Genomic DNA, 17,985 nt, shown 5'->3' with positions numbered 1-17,985 from the left:
GGCCGTGGTGAAGGTCTCGCTGCGCTTGGTCGGGATGGCCGTGTTGCGCTCGATGAGCTTGGTCATGATCCCGCCCTTGGTCTCGATGCCGAGGGACAGCGGGGTGACGTCGATGAGGAGGACGTCCTTGCGCTCGCCCTTGAGGACACCGGCCTGCAGGGCGGCGCCGACGGCGACGACCTCGTCCGGGTTCACGCCCTTGTTGGGCTCCTTGCCGGTCTCCTGCTTCACGAGCTCGGAGACGGCCGGCATACGGGTCGAGCCGCCGACGAGGACCACGTGCGCGATGTCGGACACCTTGATGCCGGCCTCGCGGATGACGTCCTGGAACGGCTTCTTGGTGCGGTCGAGGAGGTCGCTGGTCATCTGCTCGAACTGCGCGCGGCTGAGCGTCTCGTCGAGGTTGGCGGGGCCGTTCTCGGTGAGGGACAGGTACGGCAGCTGGATGCTGGTGCTCATCGAGGAGCTGAGCTCCTTCTTGGCCTGCTCTGCGGCCTCCTTGAGGCGCTGCAGGGCGATCTTGTCCTTCGAGACGTCGACACCGGTCGAGTCCTTGAAGCGCTTGATCAGCCAGTCGACGATGCGCTGGTCCCAGTCGTCGCCGCCGAGGCGGTTGTCACCGGCGGTGGCGCGCACCTGGATGGTCGAGAAGTCGTCGTCCTTGCCCACCTCGAGGAGGGAGACGTCGAAGGTTCCGCCGCCGAGGTCGAAGACGAGGATCAGCTCGTCCTCCTTGCCCTTGTCGAGGCCGTAGGCGAGCGCGGCCGCGGTCGGCTCGTTGATGATGCGGAGCACGTTGAGGCCCGCGATCTCACCGGCCTCCTTGGTGGCCTGGCGCTCGGCGTCGTTGAAGTACGCCGGGACGGTGATTTCGGCGTCGGTGACAGTGTCGCCGAGGTACTGCTCCGCGTCCCGCTTCAGCTTCTGCAGGATGCGCGCGGAGATCTCCTGCGCGGTGTACTTCTTGCCGTCGATCTCCTGGGTCTTCCAGTCGGTGCCCATGTGGCGCTTGACCGAGGCGATGGTGCGGTCGACGTTGGTGACGGCCTGGCGCTTGGCGGTCTCGCCGACGAGCACCTCGCCGTCCTTGGTGAAGGCGACGACCGACGGGGTCGTGCGGAAGCCCTCCGCGTTCGCGATGACCGTGGGCTCGCCGCCCTCGAGCACCGACACGACGGAGTTGGTGGTTCCGAGGTCGATTCCTACTGCACGGGACATGTGTAGTTTCTCTCCTTTGTTGCTGGCTGTCTGGCCTGATGAAAGTCGGGGGTCAAGAGTTGAGTCTCGACGGCTCAAGCGTCGCACCCGGGTGGGGATGCTGTCAAGCCGCTCGTCTCAAAACTTGAGTACATCTGGCTCAACTTTGTGAGTACACTCGCTATTCCCGCATTTGCGAGATTGTTCTAGTTGTATTAGAACTATGACGTGCTCATCCGTGTCGACTCCGCCAGCGAGACCCCGCTCTTCGCGCAGATCGCCGCGGGCGTGCGCGCGGACGCGGCCGCGGGCCGGATCCGTCCTGGCGACCGCCTGCCGCCGGCCCGAGAGGTGGCCGCCGGCATCGGGATCAACACGCACACCGTGCTGCGCGCCTACCAGGAGCTGCGCGACGAGGGGCTGATCGAGCTGCGCCGCGGCCGAGGAGCCATCCTCACCGACGGTGCGCTGACACTGGTCGCCGTGCACCGCGACATCCTCGAGCTCACCGTCAAGGCCAGGGATGCCGGGCTCACGCCCGAGACGCTCGCCGCCCTCGTGAAGGAGATCGCCCATGGCCGCTCGTGACGCCGCCGTCCCCCGCTTCCTGCTGGTCTGCCTCGGCGTGCCCGCCGTGCTCGTGGTCGCCGCGCTCGCCATCCAGCTCGTCCTGCTGCCGTCGCTCCCCGACCCGGTGGCGACGCACTGGGGACCCTCCGGGGCGGCGGACCGGTTCGGCCCGGCCTGGACGACCCCGCTGATCACCGTGCTGGTCGGCCTCGGCGTCCCTGCCCTGATCGCGTTGACGACGCTCCCCGGGATGCGGCGCGGCGGACGCGGCCCGAGCTACCGGCTGCTCGGCGCGTTCGCACCGGCCGTGACGACGGTGGTCATCGTGCTCGGCACCGGCGCCCTGCTCCAGCAGGCCGGTCTGGCGGACGCCCACGACGCCCCCGCGATCTGGGCCCCGCTCGTCGCGGCCTTCGCGTGCGCCATCCCGGTCGGGGTCGCCTGTTGGTACCTGCAGCCCGCCGTCGCCGCTCCGGCCGCCGCCACCGGGGGCGCGGCCAGGCCGCTGCCGCTGGCGGGCACCGAGCGGGCCGTGTGGCTCGGCGAGACGAGCATCCAGCCCGTCGGAGGCGTGCTGATCGGAGCGGCGGTCCTGATCGTCGTCGTCGCGGCCGTGGCCACCTGGCTTTTCGGCGACCAGCCGGGCGCGGCGTGGGCGCTGACCGCAGTCGCGCTGCTGCTGCTGGTGCTCGCCGCCTGCACGCTCGTCTTCCGGGTCCGCGTCGACGCCTCCGGGCTCACGGTCGCCTCGATCGCCGGCTTCCCGCGGTTCCGGGTGCCCCTGCAGCAGATCGCATCGGCCAGGGCGACCACCGTCGAGCCGATGGGCGACTTCGGCGGCTGGGGCATCCGCAGCGGTCTCGACGGCCGCTTCGGCGTCGTGCTGCGCCGCGGTCCCGCGCTCGAGGTGGAACGGACGAACGGCCGCCGCTTCGTGGTCACCGTCGCCGGCGCCGACACCGCCGCCGCCCTCCTGCAGGCCCTCGTCGAGCGCGCCCGGACCGCCGCCGACCGCTGACGACTGCGGCGCCCCGTCACGAGTGCGCCTGCGCGCGCGGGCGCAGACGCGACGGGACGGCGCACACGGGCGCTAGGGCTGGAGGAGGGTCGCGGTCCAGCCGGAGGCGGTGCGGTCGTAGCGGAGCCGGCGGTGCAGCCGGTCGGGGCTGCCGTGCCAGAACTCGATCGCGGAGGGCCGCAGCACGAACGCGTGCCAGTCGTCCGGCCGCGGCACCGGCCGGCCGGAGGCGACGGCACGCGCGGCAGCGGTGCGGAGCCGGTCGATGTCGTCCAGGGGCGCGCTCTGGGCGGAGACCGCCGTCGTCGCCCTGGCGCCCGGCGGCCGGGCGGCGAAGAGCTCGTCGGACGCGGCGTCTGCGAGCACCTCGACCGCGCCGTCCAGCCGCAGCTGGAGCAGCAGCTCCCGCCAGTAGAGGGTGACGCTCGCGCGCGGGTTCGCCGCCAGCTCCCGGCCCTTACGGCTGGATGCGGACGTCCCGAACACGACTCCCTCGGCGGTCACCTCCTTGAGCGAGACAGTCCGCGAGGACGGGATGCCGTCCGGCGTCGCGGTCGCGAGGACCGCGGAGAGCGGCTCGCGCACCTCGCGCTCGCGCGCCAGCCGGAGCCAGTCGGCCAGGAGCCCGCCGGGCTCGCCGGGCGGCGTCTCGAACTCGGGCAACGCCAGCGACGCGTCGCCGGTCAGCGTGTCGGCCATCCCGCAACGCTACTCCGCCCTGCCGAGACTGCCCCCCGTTCGGAACGTCTGCCCCCGCGCGGGGGCGCACTCGTACGCGGGGAACCGCAGTCGGTCAGCCGAAGCCGACGCCCTCGACGGAGGAGGACTCCGGGTCGGGGAGGCGGCGCATCCGCAGGGCGTTGCCCGCGCCGAGCAGCCCGGCGATCAGCGGGACGAGCAGCGCGACCTGGAGCGCGATCGGCCGTGCCTCGGTGTTGATGCGGACGACCTCCTCCTGCACCGCGGGCGTCTCGCCGGCGAGCTGCTGCTGGAGCTGCGTGTTCGAGAGCACCTGCGCATCCTCTTCGAGGACCGTCGCGACCTGCTGCTTGTCGGCGGCCGGCAGCACGGTGCTCGCCTGGGCCATCGAGGTGAACGTGAACGCCAGCGTCGCCAGCATGATCGCGCCGGCGAACGCGAGACCGAACGAGAGGCCGAACGAGCCGGCCGCGGAGTTGACCCCGGCGGCCTCGCTGACGCGCTCGTCGCTGATCGGCGAGAGCGTGTAGTTGTTCAGCTGCGACACGAGCAGGCCGAGACCGCTTCCGGCGATGATCAGCGGGATGGTCAGGTACCAGCCGCTGGTGGCGATCGGCACGAGCGGCAGGATGATCGCGATGCCGAGGACCGCGAGCAGGAAGCCCCACAGGATCAGGTCGGCGGGCCTGCGCTTCATCGCCCGGCCGGCCAGCAGGGCGACGACGAACATGCTGAGCGACAGCGGCGCGATCGAGAGGCCGGCCTGCAGGGCGTTGTACTCCAGCACCATCTGCAGGTAGATCGGCAGCGCGATCATCGTGCCGCCGAGCGCGACCTGCTGCAGCAGCTGCCCGCTGACCCCGGTCCGGAACAGCTTCGAGCGGAACAGGTCGGGGTCGATCAGCGTCGGGCGCTCCCTGCGCTTGCGCGCACGCAGCCAGAACACCAGCGCGAGCAGCCCGGCGACGCCGACGGCGATGAGGAGCAGGACGTACTCCCCGCCCTCCTGCCAGACCAGGATGCCGGTGACGATGCCGCCCATCCCGATCACCGAGAAGAACGCACCGACCAGGTCGATCGACCGCGAGCCGGTGTACGGGACGTCCTTCACCAGGCCGGTCCCGGCCAGCACGATCGCGATGATGACGGCCTCGCCGAGGAAGCCGACGCGCCAGGAGAGGAAGGTGGTCACGACGCCGCCGATCAGCGGGCCGACCGCGGCCGCGATCGCGGCCGACGCCCCGACCAGCGCGTACACGCGCTTCTGCTGCGCGCCCTCGAAGTTGCCGTGGATGAGCGACTGCATCGCCGGCAGCAGCAGCGAGGCGCCGATCCCGCCGATGACCGCCCAGAAGATGATGATGGCGATGAGGTTCTGCGCGAGCGTCATCGCGACGGCGCCCACCGCGTAGCCGAGCAGGCCGAGGATGTAGGCGAGCTTGCGGCCGATCAGGTCACCGGTCTTGCCGCCGATCAGGATGAACGCCGCCGAGACCAGCGCCTCCAGCGCGATCGCGCTCTGCACACCGCTCACGGTCGTGTGCAGGTCCCGCACCACCGCCGAGATCGAGACGTTCATCAGGGAGGTGTCGACGACAAGCACGAACATCGCCATCGCCAGCAGGATGGCGAGCCGGATGTTGAAGGGCGCAGGCGCGCCGCCGCCGCTCATGCGCACAGACAAGCACATCCCGCCCCGTTTGGCGCTGGCCGGATTCACACCGGCCGCACAACACCCCTCGCTAGCGTTGAGGACATGGAACCGGACCCCGCCCCACTCCTGTCGACCCGGGCGATCGAGGCGCTCCAGCGCATCGACCCGGCAACCCTGAGCGAGGTGCAGGCGTTCCGCGACGACTTCGCGCGGTTCATCATGCCGTACAAGTTCGGCATCGACGAGGTCTCGACCAAGGTGTCCATCCTGCGCGAGGAGTTCGCCGAGCTGCACGACTACAACCCGATCGAGCACATCGCCAGCCGGCTGAAGTCGGCGGAGAGCATCGAGCAGAAGGTCATCCGCAAGAACTGCGAGCCGTCGTTCGAGGCCATCAAGGATGCGATCACCGACATCGCCGGCGTGCGCATCATCTGCTCGTTCGTCTCCGACGTCTACCGGGTGTTCCAGCTGCTGACCGCGCAGGAGGACATCAACGTGCTGCGCGTGAAGGACTACATCGCGCACCCGAAGCCCAACGGCTACAAGAGCCTGCACGTGATCGTGGAGGTCCCGGTGTTCCTGAGCGACGGCCCCGTCCGGGTGCCCGTCGAGGTGCAGCTGCGCACGGTCGCGATGGACTTCTGGGCGAGCCTGGAGCACAAGATCTACTACAAGTACGAGGGCGAGGTGCCGGCGGAGATCCTGCGCGATCTGACCGCCGCCGCGGGGACGGCCGCGCAGCTGGACGTGAAGATGGAGGACATCCACCGGCAGGTCCGCGGGGACGGCGGAGCGCAGTACGCGCTTCCGATCTCGGTCTAGTCCCGCACGTGCTCCCGTAGCCACGCCGTCACCGGCTCGCTCGCGCGCAGGAAGCCGGCGACGTGCTCGGCTGCCTCGGGCGTCGTGAACCAGTCCGGGATGCCCCAGTCCTCCCAGGTCACGAGCCCTTTGAACCGCAGCAGCTCGATGCGCGGGTGGTCGGCGTCGAAGCCGCGCGGGGTCGTCTTCAGAGCGTCGGATACCTCGATGCCGTGGCCGGCGTCGGCGACCGCCTCCAGCGCGTCCTCCAGCGCGGCGCCGCTGACCGGCGCATCCACCGCCCTGCGGTAGCGGACGAGCTGGTCCCGGTCGAAGACGTAGACGCCGGCGCCCGCCGCCAGTCCCTCCGCGGAGACCTGGACGTAGCCGCCGCGCTCGAACGTCATCCCGGCGTGCAGCTTGTACGGCGACTTGTCGGGGGAGAACCGGACGTCGCGGTACGGCCGGAACAGCTTCCCCGCGCCGAACTCGTCCTCGAGCAGCGCGGCCAGCGCGTGCATGGGCGCGACGACGCGCTCCTGGTACCGCTCGCGGTTCGCCAGCCAGAAGCCGCGGTCGTTGTTCAGCGTGAGCTCGCGGTAGAACGCGACCGCATCCTCGTCGAAGCCCGTGAACGTCATGCTCCCGATGCTACGGCCCGCTGACCTCGACCTCGCAGCTGTAGCGCGGGCCGACGACGCCGCCGTCCTCGAACCACGCGGACTTCAGCTCGTAGCGGCGCGGGACGTTGTCCTCGCGCGGCGCCTGCGCGAGTGCGTCCGCCCACGCCTGCTCGAATCCCTTCGGCGACGTCCCGGTGACCTTCATGGCATCCTCCTCCCGCCGCTCCCCAGGAGCGGGCACGGCCGCACGATACGCTTCCGCGCTCGCGCGCGGCAATGGGCCGCGCATCCCGCCGCGCCTGGGCACGCATCCCGCCGCGCCAGCGTCCCGCGTTCACCGCGCGTTCCCCGCACGGTCCTACGCTGTCCCCATGACCACCGAACGACCGGCGGGCGGCGACGGCGACGCCCTCGTGACCGCGGCCAGCCCGCTCTTCGCCGACAGCAGCACGGACCGGCGCATCCCGCGCGGCTGGGTGGTCTCGTGGGCGCTCTGGGACTGGGGCGGCGCGGCGTTCAACGCCGTGATCACGACCTTCGTCTTCACCGTGTACCTCACCGGCAGCCTGTTCGTGGAGCCCGCGCTCGTCGCCGCCAGGGACGCCGAGACCGATCCGCACGGGCCGGCGCACGCCGCGGTCACCGCCGCCGAGGCGCCGCTGTCGAGCGGGCTCGGCTGGGGCCTGGCCATCGCCGGCATCGTCGTGGCGATCCTTGCGCCGGTGCTCGGCCAGCGCACGGACGGCTCGGGCCGGCGCAAGCTCTGGCTGGGCATCAACACGGGCGCCGTCGTGATCGCCACCGCGCTCATGTTCTTCGTCTCCGGGTCGCCCGGGTACTTCCTCTTCGGCGTGATCCTCGTGGCGATCGGCACCGTGTTCTACGAGATCGCGACCGTGAACTACAACGCGATGCTGGTGCAGGTGTCGACGCCGACCACCGTCGGGCGGGTGAGCGGCTTCGGCTGGGGCGCCGGCTACCTCGGCGGCATCGTCCTGCTGCTGATCGTCTACTTCGGTCTCGTCACCGATAACGCCGACGGCACCGGCGGGCTGCTGCACGTGACGCAGGCGGCGGGGCTGAACATCCGCATCATCGCCCTGATCGCGGCGGTGTGGACGCTGGTGTTCTCGCTCCCGGTGCTGCTGGTCGTGCCGGAGATCTCCCGCAATGCGCGGACGCCCCGGGTGGGCTTCTTCGCGTCCTACGGCGTGCTGGTGCGCGACATCGGCCGGCTGTGGAAGGAGAGCAGGAACACGGTGCTGTTCCTGCTCGCGTCCGCGCTGTTCCGGGACGGGCTGGTCGGCGTGTTCACGTTCGGCGGCATCCTCGCGCAGGGGACGTTCGGGTTCTCGAGCGGGCAGGTGATCATCTTCGCGATCGCGGCGAACGTGGTCGCGGGCGTCAGCACGCTGCTCTCCGGACGGCTGGACGACCGGTTCGGGGCGAAGCCGGTGATCGTGACCTCGCTGATCGGCCTCGTCGTGGCCGGGCTCGCGGTGTTCTTCCTGCACGACGTCGGCGCGACGGCGTTCTGGATCTTCGGCCTCGTCCTGTGCCTGTTCGTCGGCCCCGCGCAGTCGGCGAGCCGGACGTTCCTGATGCGGGTGACCCCCGCCGGGCGCGAGGGCGAGGTGTTCGGCCTCTACGCGACGACCGGACGCGCGGTGTCGTTCCTCGCGCCGCTGCTGTTCGCGACGTTCGTCGCCGTGGGCGGCGCGCAGTTCTGGGGCATCCTCGGCATCGTCCTCGTCCTCCTCGCCGGCCTCCTGCTCCTCCTCCCCGTCCGCTCCCCCCGCTGACCGCCGAGTACGCGGATTCTCTGCGTACTCGGCCGTTTTCGTGCGATTTTCTGCGTACTCGGGGGTCAGGGGCGGGGCCAGGAGCGGACGAAGCGGTCGAAGAGGGTGGCGAAGGTCTGCGCCTCCTCCGGGGTGAAGCCGGCGAGGGCGGCCTCGACGGCGGAGCGGCGGTGCGACTGCACCTCGCCGAGCTGGGAGCGGCCGGCGGCGGTGAGCTGGATGAGCGCGCGGCGGGCGTCCGACGGGTCGGGGACGCGGCGCACGAGCCCGCGCTCGACGCCTTCCTGCACGAGCCGGCTGGCCCGCGGCTGGTCGACGCCGATGGCCTGGGCGAGCGAGCTGACGGACAGCGGACGGTCGTCGGCCTCCGCGGCCGCGAGCGCCTCCAGCATCCGGAACCGCGCGAACCGGCCGAGCGAGCCGTCCCGTCCGCGGCGCCCGGGGCCGGGGCGGGCGGAGTCGCCGAAGGGGCCGTGCTCGCTGCCGTCGCTGCGGTCGTGCCCGCCGCCGTCGCCGTGGGCGTCCCGCCCGCCACGCTCGCCGTGCGGACCCGCCTCGCCGTGCTCGCCGTGCGCGCCGTGGTCGCCGTGCTGGTGCGGGTAGGGGCCCCTGCCGCCCCACGGGCCGCCGTGGCCGTCCGGTCCCGGCCAGCCGTGGCCGCCGCCCCACGCCGGTGGACGGCGACGGGACTGGTCGCGACGTACCGCGACGAGCGAGCGCTCGATCATCGCCACCACGTCCGCTGCGGGCGAACCGCCCTCTGCTTGACTCCGATCATCCATACATGTAACTATACATCTACTTGTAACAGTACATGGATTAGGAAGGAGTCACCCGATGACCACCATCGACGACTCGAACATCACAGCGCCGGGCTACTGGTTCGGCGAGATCGAGCACCGCCTGCGCTCCCGCATGCGCGACGAGCTCCGCGAGCTCGGCCTGCGCCGCGGCGGCTGGCGCGTGCTGCACCTGCTCTCGGAGGGACCCGCCTCTGCGGAGCAGCTCTCCGACCGCCTGCCGGCGGGCCGGCGCCACCACGACACCGGCCGCCGCGGCGGACGCGACGAGTGGATGCGCGGCCGGCGGCCCGAGTGGATGCGCGGCGACGGCCCCGGCCAGCACCCGCACGACCACCACGAGCACCACGAGCACCACGACCACGAGCGCTTCAGCCAGCACGACCACCACGCCTACCCCGGCCACCCGCACGAGCACCACGACCACACCCCCGAGGACGCGTTCGAGCGCGGCTTCGTCCGAGGGTTCGACCGCGGCGTCCGCTTCCACCGCCCCTTCGGTCCCGGCCCGTTCCCGCCCTTCGGGCGCCGCGGGCACCGTCGGCCCGGCATGGTCGACCGCGTCCTCGCCGACTTCGTCGAGCGCGGCTGGGTGTGGTTCGACGGCGACCGCGCGACGCTCACCGACGAGGGCCGCGCCGCGCATGACGCCGCCTTCGAGCGCGTGCAGCGGGTGCGGTCGACGCTCGCCGACGGCCTCAGCGAGCAGGACGTGGCGACCACGATGGCGACGCTGCAGGCGATGGCCCGCAACCTCGGCTGGACGCCGGAGCGCGACGCTGCCGAGCGCGACGCGGCGGACGCCACCGACGCCGCGGACGCGGCCGGCGCTGCGGGCACCGACGGTCCCACCCGGTGACCGGACGGCGGTGCGCCTCCCGTCGCCGGTCACCGCGCCGACGCCGGGAGCCGCTCCCGCCTAGGATGGAGCCATGACCCGAGGCCGCGAAGAGGTCGTGCTGCTCTCCGAGGAGGGCACCCCGATCGGCACGGCCGACAAGGCCACCGTCCACACCACGCAGACGCCGCTGCACCTCGCGTTCTCGTGCCACCTGTTCGACGGCGAGGGGCGCATCCTGGTCACCCGCCGCGCGCTCGGCAAGGCCACCTGGCCCGGCGTCTGGACGAACTCGTTCTGCGGGCACCCGGCCCCCGGCGAGTCGATCGAGGACGCCGTGCGCCGCCGCGCCGCCGACGAGCTCGGCGCCACGATCGACGACCTGATCGTCGTCCTCCCCGACTTCCGCTACCGAGCGGTGGACGCCGCCGGGATCGTCGAGTACGAGATCTGCCCGGTCTACACCGCGACGATCGCCGGCGAGCTCGCGCCGTCCGCGGCCGAGGTCGCCGAGTGGGAGTGGGTGGATCCGCGCGTCCTGCTGACCGCCGTCGAGGCGACGCCCTGGGCGTTCAGCCCGTGGCTCACGCTCCAGCTGCCCGCTCTGTACGCGGACGGGAGCGCCGAAGCTTCGGGTCAGCTGTGAGCCGGACTCATATTTTCCACCTGTGTAATTGACTGTGGATAACTTGGCCGGCGTATGCCGGATGGCGAATCCGTTCGTGGGCTAGCGATCATCCGGTGCGGGTCGCGTGGATGTGCTGCTCCAGCCACCAGGTGCGGCCCTCGTCGTCCGAGACCCAGCCGTCCCAGTCGAACGCGTCTCCCGTGATGTGCGAGAAGTTCCAGCGGATCGGGCGGCCGTCGGTCTGCGTGCCGTCCTGCCGGATCCCGTCCCGGTGATGCCCGGACGCGACGAGCGTGCAGAAGTCGCCGGCGACCGCGCCGAACCAGCTCACCCGCCACACCCCGAGAACCGGGTCGTAGACGCGGACCGTCGTGCCCTTCGCCTCGGCGGCGGACGGATCGCTCGGGCTCGGCGCGAGCAGCACGTCCTGCACGGCACGGCCGCCGAGCGTGTACGCGAAGATCCACTCGGTGGTGAACTCGCTCCACGCGCCGGACTCCTCGTCGAGGAACCGGCAGTCGGCGCGCCAGCTGCCGACGAGCTGGCCGAACAGCTGCATCCGCTGCGGCCGCGCGGACGTCGGACCCGGGGCGATCAGGGCCCGCGCGAACGCCGCGTCTGTGGTCTCGCTCATGGTGCCCTCCCCGTGTCGGGTCAGCTGCGCCGTGCCGTCAGCCGGCCGGTCGCCCCGCCTCGGTGACCGAGACGTCGGTGCGGTGGAAGTTGAGGTACGACCGCGAGGCCGTCGGGCCGCGCTGGCCCTGGTAGCGGGAGCTGTACTCCTGCGATCCGTACGGCTTCTCGGCCGCCGAGGAGAGCCGGAAGAAGCACATCTGGCCGATCTTCATGCCCGGCCAGAGTTTGATCGGCAGCGTCGCGACGTTGCTCAGCTCCAGCGTGACGTGCCCGGAGAAGCCGGGATCGATGAAGCCGGCGGTCGAGTGCGTGAGCAGCCCGAGACGGCCGAGCGACGACTTGCCCTCCAGGCGCGCCGCGACGTCGTCCGGCAGGCTCACCAGCTCGTAGGTGGAGCCGAGGACGAACTCGCCCGGGTGCAGGATGAACGGCTGGTCGGCGTCCACCTCCACGAACCGGGTCAGCTCCGGCTGATCCTCGGACGGGTCGATGAACGGGTACTTGTGGTTGTCGAACAGCCGGAAGAAGCGGTCGAGCCGCACATCCACGCTCGACGGCTGGACCATGGCGGGCTCGAACGGCTCGAGCGCGATGCGCCCGGCACCCAGCTCGGCCTTGATGTCACGATCGGAGAGAAGCACGCGCTCAGCCTACCGGGAGCCCCGCCGCCACCGCTTCCGGAGTTCTTCACGCGACGCGCCGGGACGGAGCGTGAAGAACTCCGGAACGGACGGCGTCAGTCGTCGACGGGAGGAGGGACGGGGCCGGCGTCGAGCAGGAAGTCGAGGATGTCGGCCGTTCGGGTGCGCAGCTCCTGCCCGTGCCCGAGCCGCCAGGGGGCGTCCACCGGCACCAGGCTGCGGTCGGCCACCGCGGCGCGCACGCTGAGCGGGGCGCGCGTGAGCGCGAAGAGCGCGACGCTGCCGGCGACCATCGGCTCGAGCGCAGGGACGGGGCCCAGGGAGTGGCAGCGCGCCTCGGTGCGCACGACGTCCACCAGCTCGGCGATCCCGCGCGGGCCGGAGCCGCGACGGCGCGCGGCCGCGACCTCCCGCAGCGTGGCCAGGGTCGCCTCGGCGTCGTCCGCACCCTCCTGATCCGGGTCGTCGCCGATCCCGACCGTGCGCGCCAGGCGGCCGAGGCGCGTGCCGGAGAGCCGGACCGCGAGCTGCGCGAGCAGGGAGCGGTCGGCGGGCGAGGGGCTCGTCGCGCGCGCGACGAGCCCCTCGATCCGTTCGGCGGTCAGCGCCCGCCAGTCGTTGCTGACCGCGGACTCGTCGACGTCCGGTCGCTGGCTCAGCGGGAGGTAGCGGGCGAAATCGGCCATGACGGTGCGGGATCCCGCCGGTCAGCGTCCGCCGGAGCGGCGCTTGTTGTAGACGTCGAACGCGACCGCGAGCAGCAGCACGAAGCCCTTGACCGCCTGCTGCCACTCGATGCCGATGCCCATGATCGACATGCCGTTGTTCAGCACGCCGATGATCAGACCACCGATGATCGCGCCGCCGATCGTTCCGACGCCGCCCTGCACTGCCGCGCCGCCGATGAACGCGGCCGAGATGGCCTCCAGCTCGAAGCCGTCGCCCGCCTTCGGGCCGGCCAGGTTGAGCCGCGCCGTGAAGACGAGGCCCGCCAGCGCCGCGAGGAAGCCCATGTTGACGAACAGCCAGAAGGTGACGTTCCTGGTCTTGATGCCCGACAGCTCCGCGGCGTGCAGGTTGCCGCCGATCGCGTACACGTGCCGGCCGAAGACCGAGCGGTTCATCACGATCCCGTAGATCAGCACGAGCACCGCGAGCACGATCAGGGTCACCGGGATGCCCTTGAACGTCGAGAGCGCGTAGGCGAACAGGGCGATGCCGACCGACACGAGCACCAGCTTGGTGACGAACCACGCCAGCGGCTCGACGTCCTGGTTGTAGCTCAGCCGGCCGCGGCGGACGCGCACCTGCTGCACGATCACGCCCACGATGGCCAGCACGCCGACGCCGAGCGACAGCGGGTCGAGGTTCATGTCGCCGAACAGGTTCGTCAGGAAGCCGTTGCCGAGCGCACGGTACTCGGCAGGGAACGAGCCGATGTTCGCGTTGCCGAGCACGACGAGGGCCAGGCCGCGGAAGATCAGCATGCCGGCGAGCGTCACGATGAACGCGGGTATGCCGACGTAGGCGATCCAGAACCCCTGCCAGGCGCCGACGGCGGCGCCGACGGCGAGCGAGAGGATGATGGACAGCCACCACGGCATCCCGAGGTTCACCGCGAACACGCCGGAGATCGCGCCGACGAACGCCGCGATCGAACCGACCGAGAGGTCGATGTGCCCCGCGACGATCACCATCACCATGCCGATGGCGAGGATGAGGATGTAGCCGTTCTGGACGATCAGATTGGAGACGTTCTGCGGCCGCAGCAGGATCCCGCCGGTCAGGAACTCGAACAGCACCACGACGACCAGCAGGGCCAGGAAGATACCGTTCTTGCCCAGATCGGTGATGACGTGCTGGATGCGGCGGGTGAACGCGTTGTCCGGCGGGTTGACCGCGGCTCCCGCTGCGGTGGTCTCGGCGGCGTCGTCGAGCTTGGTCATCGTTGCTTCTCCTGGGTCATGAGGGTGAGGACCGCCTCCGGGGTCGCCTCTTCGATGGGCAGTTCGCCCGTGATCAGGCCCTCCGACAGGGCGTAGACGCGGTCGGAGATGCCGAGCAGCTCCGGCAGCTCGGAGGAGATGACGATGATCCCCTTACCCTGCGCCGCGAGCTCGTTGATGATGTTGTAGATCTCGTACTTGGCGCCGACGTCGATCCCGCGCGTCGGCTCGTCGAGGATGAGCACGTCCGGGTCGGCGTAGATCCACTTCGACAGCACGACCTTCTGCTGGTTGCCGCCGGAGAGCTTCCCGACCTTCGCCAGCACCGTCGGGGACTTGATGTTCATGCTCGTCCGGTACTGGTTGGCGACGTCGAACTCGCGGTTGTCGTCCACCAGGCCGCCCGTCGACAGCTTGTCCAGGGAGGCGAGCGAGATGTTCCGCTTGATGTCCTCGATCAGGTTGAGGCCGTAGTGCTTCCTGTCCTCCGTCGCATAGGCGATGCCGTGCTTGATCGCGTCGGACACGGTCCGGATCTTGATCTCCTTGCCCGCCTTGTAGACCGTGCCGGAGATGCGCGTCCCGTACGAGCGCCCGAACAGGCTCATGGCGAACTCGGTCCGCCCGGCGCCCATCAGACCGGCGATGCCGACGATCTCGCCGCGGCGGACCGTGATGCTCACGTCGTCGACCACGACGCGCGTCGGGTCCTGCGGGTGGTGGGCGGTCCAGTTCTCGACCCGCAGGATCTCCTCGCCGATCTCGGGCGTGTGGTCGGGGTAGCGGTGCTCGAGGTCGCGGCCCACCATGTCCTTGATGATCCGGTTCTCGGTGACGTCGCCCTTCGAGATGGTCTCGATGGTCCGCCCGTCCCGGATCACGGTGACCGAGTCGGCCACCTTGCGGATCTCGTTGAGCTTGTGGCTGATGATGATCGAGGTGATCCCCTGCTCCTTGAGCTGGAGGATGAGCTCCAGCAGGTGCGCGGAGTCCTCGTCGTTCAGGGCGGCCGTCGGCTCGTCGAGGATGAGCAGCTTGACGCGCTTGGACAGGGCCTTCGCGATCTCGACGAGCTGCTGCTTGCCGACGCCGATGTCCAGGATCTTGGTGGTCGGGTTCTCCTTCAGGCCGACGCGCGCGAGCAGCTCGGCGGCCGCGGCGTTCGTCTTGTTCCAGTCGATGAGCCCGGCGAACCCCTTCACCTCGTTGCCGAGGAAGATGTTCTCGGCGATCGAGAGGTAGGGGCTGAGCGCCAGCTCCTGGTGGATGATGACGATGCCCTCGGCCTCGCTGTCGCGGATGGAGCCGAACTCCATCACGCGGTCCTCGAAGACGATGTCTCCGTCGTAGCTGCCGAAGGGGTAGACCCCGGACAGCACCTTCATGAGCGTCGACTTCCCCGCGCCGTTCTCCCCGCAGATGGCGTGCACCTCGCCGCGCGAGACGGCGATGGTCACGTCCTGCAGCGCTTTCACGCCGGGGAACGTCTTGGTGATGCCGCGCATCTCCAGAATGTTGGAGCTGGTCACTTCAGCTGCGCCTTTCTCCGGTGAAAGGCGGGCGGGGCGACCGGACGCCCCGCCCGCGGTCGGTCAACCCTTGATCTGCTTCTCGGTGTAGTAGCCGCCGTCGATCAGGACCGGCTGGATCTGGTCCTTCGTGACGATGACCGGCTCCAGCAGGTACGACGGGACGACCTTCTTGCCGTTGTCGTAGGTCTTGGTGTCGTTGACCTTCGGCTTGTCGCCGCCGAGCACGGCCTTCGCCATCGAGACGGCCTCCTTGGCCAGCTCGCGGGTGTCCTTGTAGATGGTCGCGTACTGCTCGCCGGACTCGATCGCCTTGACCGAGTCGAGCTCGGCGTCCTGACCGGTGATGATCGGGAACTTGTCGCCGACCGAGTAGCCCGCATCGGTCAGCGCGGAGATGATGCCGCGGGAGAGGCCGTCGTACGGGGAGAGCACCGCGTCGACCTTGGAGCCGTCGGAGTAGGTCTTGGTGAGGATGTCCTCCATGCGGCTCTGCGCGACCTCGCCGTCCCAGCGCAGCGTCGCGACGGTGTTGAAGTCGGTCTGCTTGCTCTTGACCACGAGTGTGCCGTCGTCGAGGTACGGCTTCAGCGTGTCCATCGCGCCCTTGTAGAAGAAGGTGGCGTTGTTGTCGTCGGGGCTGCCGGCGAAGACCTCGATGTTGAACGGGCCCTTGGGAGCGCTCGCCGCCTTCTTGCCGTCGAGGTCGGTCAGCTTCAGGCCGGCCAGGAGCGAGTTGGCCTGCTGCACGCCGACCTTGTAGTTGTCGAACGTCGCGTAGTAGTCGACGTTCTCCGAGTCGCGGATGAGGCGGTCGTAGGCGATCACCTTGATGTCGCTGTCCGCGGCCTCCTGCAGCACGTTGGTGAGGGTCGTGCCGTCGATGGAGGCGATGATCAGGGCCTTCGCGCCCTTGGTGATCATGTTCTCGATCTGCGAGACCTGCGTGGGGATGTCGTCCTCCGCGTATTGGAGGTCGACGGTGTAGCCGGCGTCCTCGAGCTGCTTCTTGACGTTGTTGCCGTCGGCGATCCAGCGCTCGGACGACTTGGTGGGCATGGCGACGCCGATGAGGCCGCCGTCTCCGCCGCCAGACGAACCGGACGACGACGAGCATGCCGCGAGCGACACGGCGAGGGCGCCGGCGGCCAGACCGGCTGTGATGAGGCGGGTGAGCTTGCGCACTGTGAATCCTTCTCCGTTGAATGCAGTGGTCGGCAGGAGGCCGTGTGAGCGATCATATGAGCGCTCACATGGGGACGATGTTCGTCCATCCAGCGGGCGTGTGTCAACCGTTTCGACCGAAAATGTGACCGGTCAAGCGGGCTCACCGCCGCCGAAAGGCAGGTTGTTGTCGCTTTCGCGCGCGAAAAGGGACATCAACGCACCACTCGGGGGCGGGGTCAGCGGGCGGGGGCGGGGGCGGTGGACCCGCGCACGATCAGCTCCGGCGCGGGGAACGGCGCCTCCAGCGGGGCCTGACCCTCGATCGCGGCGAGCAGGACGGCGATGGTCCGGCGGCCCACCTCGGCGAAGTCCTGGCGCACCGTCGTGAGCGGCGGCAGGTAGTAGGCGGCCTCCGGCACATCGTCGAAGCCGATCACGCTGACGTCCTCCGGCACGCGGACCCCGGCGTCGTAGAGCGCCCGGATCAGGCCGAGCGCCATGTGGTCGTTCCCGGCGAAGATCGCGGTGAACGAGCGCGCGCCGATCAGCTCCCGCCCGACGCGGTATCCGCGCTCCGCGGTCCAGTCGCCGAGCAGCGGCGGTCGCGTCTCCAGGTCGGCGGCGGACATCTCGCGCAGGTAGCCGGTCATCCTCGCCTCCGCCTCGATCCAGTCCTGGGGGCCTGCGAGGTGGATGATCTCGGTGTGGCCCAGGTCGATCAGGTGCCGGACGGCCCGCCTGGCGCCCTCGATCTGGTCGGCGCCGAGCGCTGTCGGGGCCGAGGTGGGCGAGGCCTGGAGCGTCAGGTGCGGGATGCGCAGGCTGGCGCTGTCGAGCACCCGGGAGACGCGGATCTGCGGCGCGATCACGACGATCCCCTCCACGCCCTGCTCGAGGAGGTGGCTGAGACCGGACCGGATCGACGACTCGTCGTGGCCGTCGATGTTCGCCGTGACCGTCAGGTAGCCGGCGGCGCGGGACGCGACCTCGATCGCCTGGATGCTGGACGCCGGCCCCCAGAGCAGGCTCTCCGCGGAGAGGATGCCGACCGTCCGGGTCCGGCTGGTCACCAGAGCACGTGCCGCGGAGCTGGGCCGGTAGTCCAGCTGCTCCATGACCGCCAGCACGCGTTCCTTGGTCTCCGCCCGGAGGCTCGGGTGATCGTGGAGCACGCGCGACACCGTCTGGTGGGAGACTCCCGCTGCTCGCGCGACGTCGTAGATGGTCGGCGCACGATCCGTCGGCGACGACTCGGACATCGGATCCCCTTCTGTGCTGACGGACGCTACCCTACGGGAATCGGGCGTGTGAGCGCTAACGCGACCGCGCTCCCGCCGCCAGCGCGCCATCGCTTCCGGGGTTCGTCCCGCTCCGACACGGCGTGTCGGGTGAGCAACTCCGGAAGCGATGGCGGCGGGGCGTCAGGCGACGGT

Annotated in this window: 19 protein-coding genes; 6 read left to right on the top strand and 13 right to left on the bottom strand. The window is 70.4% G+C overall.

Translation table 11 applies throughout. The features are described from left to right. Nucleotides 1-1,218, bottom strand: a 1,218-nt coding sequence (gene dnaK, locus ACTHMF_RS07040) for a molecular chaperone DnaK (protein ID WP_440316855.1), incomplete at its 3' end; no start/stop codon positions are given. 207 nt (nucleotides 1,219-1,425) lie between these two features. Between dnaK and ACTHMF_RS07035 the strand changes: the two genes are divergently transcribed. After that, entirely contained in the window at nucleotides 1,426-1,785 is a 360-nt protein-coding gene (locus ACTHMF_RS07035) for a GntR family transcriptional regulator (RefSeq protein ID WP_314147823.1), read from the top strand. Beyond that, nucleotides 1,772-2,785 (top strand): DUF1648 domain-containing protein, encoded by a 1,014-nt coding sequence (locus ACTHMF_RS07030; RefSeq protein WP_440316854.1) that lies wholly within the window; start codon nucleotides 1,772-1,774, stop codon nucleotides 2,783-2,785. Before ACTHMF_RS07035 ends, ACTHMF_RS07030 begins: the two co-directional genes overlap by 14 nt. A gap of 72 nt (nucleotides 2,786-2,857) precedes the next feature. On the opposite strand, the gene ACTHMF_RS07025 is transcribed toward ACTHMF_RS07030, so the two are convergent. Next, nucleotides 2,858-3,484, bottom strand: coding sequence for a pyridoxal 5'-phosphate synthase (locus ACTHMF_RS07025; RefSeq protein ID WP_440316853.1), 627 nt, complete (start codon nucleotides 3,482-3,484; stop codon nucleotides 2,858-2,860). A gap of 94 nt (nucleotides 3,485-3,578) precedes the next feature. Next, nucleotides 3,579-5,156 (bottom strand): MFS transporter, encoded by a 1,578-nt coding sequence (locus ACTHMF_RS07020; RefSeq protein ID WP_440316852.1) that lies wholly within the window; start codon nucleotides 5,154-5,156, stop codon nucleotides 3,579-3,581. 84 nt (nucleotides 5,157-5,240) lie between these two features. Here ACTHMF_RS07020 and ACTHMF_RS07015 point away from each other — a divergent pair, with 84 nt between their 5' ends. Further along, a complete protein-coding gene (locus ACTHMF_RS07015) occupies nucleotides 5,241-5,963 on the top strand; it encodes a GTP pyrophosphokinase (protein WP_314147820.1) in 723 nt (240 codons plus the stop codon). On the opposite strand, the gene ACTHMF_RS07010 is transcribed toward ACTHMF_RS07015, so the two are convergent. Further along, nucleotides 5,960-6,583 (bottom strand): DUF2461 domain-containing protein, encoded by a 624-nt coding sequence (locus ACTHMF_RS07010; RefSeq protein ID WP_440316851.1) that lies wholly within the window; start codon nucleotides 6,581-6,583, stop codon nucleotides 5,960-5,962. The genes ACTHMF_RS07015 and ACTHMF_RS07010 overlap by 4 nt on opposite strands. 10 nt (nucleotides 6,584-6,593) lie before the next feature. Further along, on the bottom strand, nucleotides 6,594-6,806 hold the full coding sequence (locus ACTHMF_RS07005; RefSeq protein WP_440316850.1) for a hypothetical protein: 213 nt from the start codon (nucleotides 6,804-6,806) through the stop codon (nucleotides 6,594-6,596). 130 nt (nucleotides 6,807-6,936) lie between these two features. Here ACTHMF_RS07005 and ACTHMF_RS07000 point away from each other — a divergent pair, with 130 nt between their 5' ends. Next, nucleotides 6,937-8,367, top strand: coding sequence for an MFS transporter (locus ACTHMF_RS07000; RefSeq protein ID WP_440316849.1), 1,431 nt, complete (start codon nucleotides 6,937-6,939; stop codon nucleotides 8,365-8,367). A 65-nt stretch (nucleotides 8,368-8,432) separates the two neighbouring features. Here the strand turns inward: ACTHMF_RS07000 and ACTHMF_RS06995 are convergent, their stop codons facing one another. Then, nucleotides 8,433-9,149 carry a MarR family winged helix-turn-helix transcriptional regulator gene (locus ACTHMF_RS06995; protein ID WP_440316848.1) on the bottom strand — a complete coding sequence of 239 codons (717 nt, stop codon included), beginning with the start codon at nucleotides 9,147-9,149 and terminating at the stop codon, nucleotides 8,433-8,435. Between the two features lie 55 nt (nucleotides 9,150-9,204). Here ACTHMF_RS06995 and ACTHMF_RS06990 point away from each other — a divergent pair, with 55 nt between their 5' ends. Together ACTHMF_RS06990 and idi are read left to right on the top strand one after the other, a co-directional pair. After that, nucleotides 9,205-10,026, top strand: a complete 822-nt coding sequence (locus ACTHMF_RS06990; RefSeq protein WP_440316847.1) for a hypothetical protein — start codon at nucleotides 9,205-9,207, stop codon at nucleotides 10,024-10,026. A 73-nt stretch (nucleotides 10,027-10,099) separates the two neighbouring features. Further along, nucleotides 10,100-10,651, top strand: coding sequence for an isopentenyl-diphosphate Delta-isomerase (gene idi, locus ACTHMF_RS06985; protein ID WP_440316846.1), 552 nt, complete (start codon nucleotides 10,100-10,102; stop codon nucleotides 10,649-10,651). A gap of 88 nt (nucleotides 10,652-10,739) precedes the next feature. On the opposite strand, the gene ACTHMF_RS06980 is transcribed toward idi, so the two are convergent. From ACTHMF_RS06980 to ACTHMF_RS06950, 7 genes are all read right to left on the bottom strand, one after another. Then, nucleotides 10,740-11,267, bottom strand: a complete 528-nt coding sequence (locus tag ACTHMF_RS06980; RefSeq protein WP_440316845.1) for a hypothetical protein — start codon at nucleotides 11,265-11,267, stop codon at nucleotides 10,740-10,742. 37 nt (nucleotides 11,268-11,304) lie between these two features. After that, nucleotides 11,305-11,910 carry a dCTP deaminase gene (gene dcd, locus ACTHMF_RS06975; RefSeq protein ID WP_314146596.1) on the bottom strand — a complete coding sequence of 202 codons (606 nt, stop codon included), beginning with the start codon at nucleotides 11,908-11,910 and terminating at the stop codon, nucleotides 11,305-11,307. A 95-nt stretch (nucleotides 11,911-12,005) separates the two neighbouring features. Then, nucleotides 12,006-12,596: a hypothetical protein gene (locus ACTHMF_RS06970; RefSeq protein WP_440316844.1), complete on the bottom strand. Its 591-nt coding sequence runs from the start codon at nucleotides 12,594-12,596 to the stop codon at nucleotides 12,006-12,008. 21 nt (nucleotides 12,597-12,617) lie between these two features. Then, nucleotides 12,618-13,856, bottom strand: coding sequence for a multiple monosaccharide ABC transporter permease (mmsB, locus tag ACTHMF_RS06965; protein ID WP_314146598.1), 1,239 nt, complete (start codon nucleotides 13,854-13,856; stop codon nucleotides 12,618-12,620). Next, nucleotides 13,853-15,361, bottom strand: coding sequence for a multiple monosaccharide ABC transporter ATP-binding protein (mmsA, locus tag ACTHMF_RS06960; RefSeq protein WP_440316856.1), 1,509 nt, complete (start codon nucleotides 15,359-15,361; stop codon nucleotides 13,853-13,855). Before mmsA ends, mmsB begins: the two co-directional genes overlap by 4 nt. 87 nt (nucleotides 15,362-15,448) lie before the next feature. Continuing rightward, nucleotides 15,449-16,570 (bottom strand): multiple monosaccharide ABC transporter substrate-binding protein, encoded by a 1,122-nt coding sequence (gene chvE, locus ACTHMF_RS06955; protein WP_399552882.1) that lies wholly within the window; start codon nucleotides 16,568-16,570, stop codon nucleotides 15,449-15,451. 218 nt (nucleotides 16,571-16,788) lie between these two features. Next, nucleotides 16,789-17,811: a LacI family DNA-binding transcriptional regulator gene (locus ACTHMF_RS06950; RefSeq protein ID WP_314146599.1), complete on the bottom strand. Its 1,023-nt coding sequence runs from the start codon at nucleotides 17,809-17,811 to the stop codon at nucleotides 16,789-16,791. Nucleotides 17,812-17,985: the final 174 nt, after the last annotated feature.

Origin of the sequence: Leifsonia sp. (assembly GCF_051955155.1) — a bacterium.
Classification (GTDB): domain Bacteria; phylum Actinomycetota; class Actinomycetes; order Actinomycetales; family Microbacteriaceae; genus Leifsonia.
The sequence above is the reverse complement of the archived record's forward strand: the minus strand, read 5'-3'. Positions and strand labels throughout refer to the sequence as shown.

Coding starts and splice junctions, on each gene's coding strand:
- ACTHMF_RS07000 (WP_440316849.1), top strand. CDS start 6,937: ATGACCACCGAACGACCGGCGGGCGGCGACGGCGACGCCCTCGTGACC.
- ACTHMF_RS07025 (WP_440316853.1), bottom strand. CDS start 3,484: ATGGCCGACACGCTGACCGGCGACGCGTCGCTGGCGTTGCCCGAGTTC.
- ACTHMF_RS06990 (WP_440316847.1), top strand. CDS start 9,205: ATGACCACCATCGACGACTCGAACATCACAGCGCCGGGCTACTGGTTC.
- ACTHMF_RS07030 (WP_440316854.1), top strand. CDS start 1,772: ATGGCCGCTCGTGACGCCGCCGTCCCCCGCTTCCTGCTGGTCTGCCTC.
- ACTHMF_RS06970 (WP_440316844.1), bottom strand. CDS start 12,596: ATGGCCGATTTCGCCCGCTACCTCCCGCTGAGCCAGCGACCGGACGTC.
- mmsB (WP_314146598.1), bottom strand. CDS start 13,856: ATGACCAAGCTCGACGACGCCGCCGAGACCACCGCAGCGGGAGCCGCG.
- ACTHMF_RS06980 (WP_440316845.1), bottom strand. CDS start 11,267: ATGAGCGAGACCACAGACGCGGCGTTCGCGCGGGCCCTGATCGCCCCG.
- ACTHMF_RS07020 (WP_440316852.1), bottom strand. CDS start 5,156: ATGAGCGGCGGCGGCGCGCCTGCGCCCTTCAACATCCGGCTCGCCATC.
- ACTHMF_RS07010 (WP_440316851.1), bottom strand. CDS start 6,583: ATGACGTTCACGGGCTTCGACGAGGATGCGGTCGCGTTCTACCGCGAG.
- ACTHMF_RS06950 (WP_314146599.1), bottom strand. CDS start 17,811: ATGTCCGAGTCGTCGCCGACGGATCGTGCGCCGACCATCTACGACGTC.
- mmsA (WP_440316856.1), bottom strand. CDS start 15,361: ATGCGCGGCATCACCAAGACGTTCCCCGGCGTGAAAGCGCTGCAGGAC.
- ACTHMF_RS07015 (WP_314147820.1), top strand. CDS start 5,241: ATGGAACCGGACCCCGCCCCACTCCTGTCGACCCGGGCGATCGAGGCG.
- idi (WP_440316846.1), top strand. CDS start 10,100: ATGACCCGAGGCCGCGAAGAGGTCGTGCTGCTCTCCGAGGAGGGCACC.
- ACTHMF_RS06995 (WP_440316848.1), bottom strand. CDS start 9,149: ATGGATGATCGGAGTCAAGCAGAGGGCGGTTCGCCCGCAGCGGACGTG.